We start from the raw sequence: 2,143 nt of genomic DNA on the forward strand, positions 1-2,143 counted from the left end.
ATTAGGTGTTGTATGGTTAAGTGACTAAGCGTATACGGTGGATGCCTAGGCAATTAGAGGCGATGAAGGACGTGTTAATCTGCGATAAGCGTTGGTAAGGTGATAAAAACCGTAATAGCCAACGATTTCCGAATGGGGAAACCCACCTACCATCAGGTAGGTATCGTACAGTGAATACATAGCTGTGCGAGGCGAACCCGGGGAACTGAAACATCTAAGTACCCGGAGGAAAAGAAATCAACCGAGATCCCCTTAGTAGCGGCGAGCGAACGGGGGCCAGCCCTTAAGCAAATAGTAAGTTAGTTGAACGCTCTGGAAAGTGCGACGATACAAGGTGATAGTCCTGTAAACGACAACGAACCTTTTGTGAAAACGAGTAGGACGGGACACGTGATATCCTGTTTGAAGATGGGGGGACCATCCTCCAAGGCTAAATACTCCTAATTGACCGATAGTGAACCAGTACCGTGAGGGAAAGGCGAAAAGAACCCCTGTGAGGGGAGTGAAATAGAACCTGAAACCGTATACGTACAAGCAGTGGGAGCAGACTTGTTCTGTGACTGCGTACCTTTTGTATAATGGGTCAGCGACTTACATTTTGTAGCAAGGTTAACCGTATAGGGGAGCCGTAGGGAAACCGAGTCTTAACTGGGCGACAAGTTGCAGGGTGTAGACCCGAAACCGGGTGATCTAGCCATGGGCAGGTTGAAGGTTGAGTAACATCAACTGGAGGACCGAACACACGTATGTTGAAAAATGCGGTGATGACTTGTGGCTAGGGGTGAAAGGCCAATCAAACCCGGAGATAGCTGGTTCTCCCCGAAATCTATTTAGGTAGAGCCTCGTGTATCACCATTGGGGGTAGAGCACTGTTTGGGCTAGGGGGTCATCCCGACTTACCAACCCCATGCAAACTCCGAATACCAATGAGTGCAATCACGGGAGACACACTGCGGGTGCTAACGTCCGTAGTGAAGAGGGAAACAACCCAGACCGCCAGCTAAGGTCCCAAAGTGTATGTTAAGTGGGAAACGATGTGGGAAGGCTTAGACAGCTAGGAGGTTGGCTTAGAAGCAGCCATCTTTTAAAGAAAGCGTAATAGCTCACTAGTCGAGTCGGCCTGCGCGGAAGATTTAACGGGGCTAAACATGCCACCGAAGCTGCGGATGCTTGATTTTAATCAAGCGTGGTAGGGGAGCGTTCTGTAAGCCGTTGAAGGTGTACTGTCAGGTATGCTGGAGGTATCAGAAGTGCGAATGCTGACATGAGTAACGATAAAGGGGGTGAAAAACCTCCTCGCCGAAAGACCAAGGGTTCCTGTCCAACGTTAATCGGGGCAGGGTAAGTCGACCCCTAAGGCGAGGCCGAAAGGCGTAGTCGATGGGAAACTGGTTAATATTCCAGTACTTCTTATAATTGCGATGGGGGGACGGAGCAGGCTAATCTAGCATGGCGATGGTTGTCCATGTTTAAGTATGTAGGCTGATTTCTTAGGTAAATCCGGGAAATCACTAGGCTGAGATACGATGACGAGTCACTACGGTGATGAAGTAGATGATGCCATACTTCCAGGAAAAGCCTCTAAGCTTCAGATTATAAGGAATCGTACTCCAAACCGACACAGGTGGTCGGGTAGAGAATACCAAGGCGCTTGAGAGAACTCGGGTGAAGGAACTAGGCAAAATAGTACCGTAACTTCGGGAGAAGGTACGCTGGCTGTGGTGATGAGACTTGCTCTCTAAGCTACGGTCAGTCGCAGTGACCAGGTGGCTGCAACTGTTTATTAAAAACACAGCACTGTGCAAAATCGCAAGATGACGTATACGGTGTGACACCTGCCCGGTGCCGGAAGGTTAATTGATTGGGTTAGTCCTCGGACGAAGCTCATGATCGAAGCCCCGGTAAACGGCGGCCGTAACTATAACGGTCCTAAGGTAGCGAAATTCCTTGTCGGGTAAGTTCCGACCTGCACGAATGGTGTAATGATGGCCACGCTGTCTCCACCCGAGACTCAGTGAAATTGAAATCGCTGTGAAGATGCAGTGTACCCGCGGCTAGACGGAAAGACCCCGTGAACCTTTACTACAGCTTGGCACTGAACATTGAACCTACATGTGTAGGATAGGTGGGAGCCTTTGAAACC

Annotated in this window: 1 rRNA gene; it reads left to right on the plus strand. The window is 49.6% G+C overall.

From position 1 onward, the window contains the following. Positions 1 to 14 precede the first annotated feature (14 nt). Positions 15 to 2,143 (plus strand): 23S ribosomal RNA (locus Q8W26_RS17735); the annotation flags it as partial.

It is taken from the genome of Psychrobium sp. 1_MG-2023 (assembly GCF_030689115.1).
Lineage (GTDB): Bacteria > Pseudomonadota > Gammaproteobacteria > Enterobacterales > Psychrobiaceae > Psychrobium.